The organism is Enterobacter cloacae complex sp. P13B (assembly GCF_014895915.1).
Lineage (GTDB): Bacteria > Pseudomonadota > Gammaproteobacteria > Enterobacterales > Enterobacteriaceae > Enterobacter > Enterobacter bugandensis.
Genome location: NZ_JADBQN010000138.1, coordinates 1 through 609 on the forward strand (window position 1 = coordinate 1; position 609 = coordinate 609).

The following is a 609-nucleotide window of genomic DNA, read 5'->3' on the forward strand; positions in this document are numbered from 1 at the left end:
AAGATGATGAAGGTAATATACATAAAGACTTTGAAAGGCTTTTAGTTTTAATGCTGAAAAATACAGATGCATTAAGATTTAAAGAAAACTTGCAACTAAATCCTGTCGATATTATTGATTTGGATAAGTTTTTACAGGGTGCAAGAGTTGATATAACCAGGTTCATGTCAGAAGATGACGAAGATGATGATAAAAACAACCTTTGCTTTATTCGCGGAACTGGTGATGTTAGGAAATATTTTACGGAATCAATAGGTGCCGAAGATATTATTTCAAATAAAACCAGTAGCGAACAATGCATTAAAGCTTTAGAAGAGTTTTCTCATCAAAAAGATTTTGGTCGTGCTTTACGAGAAAAAATAGAATCTAAGGTTCAAGAATTATTTAATAATTGCAAACGTGGTCAATCTATAACTTTAGATAAGATTCAAACGCAGATTGACGCAATAATCCCTGTAGATTTAGCAGAGCATAAAAATACCTTTGTCGATTTCGTAAATGAAAATGGTTTTGAAGTTAACGAAGAATTTGAAGTTTCAGCAAGTGATAAAAAACAATATGAATGGTTAGATATTGAAACCAGCATTGCTAAAATGAGTGTAAAAAAAC

The 609-nt window shown here is 31.0% G+C and carries 1 protein-coding gene; it reads left to right on the forward strand.

The genetic code is table 11. The features are described from left to right. A partial coding sequence (locus IM273_RS22310) for a nucleoid-associated protein (protein WP_193055674.1) occupies nt 1–609 on the forward strand: 609 nt, incomplete at both ends.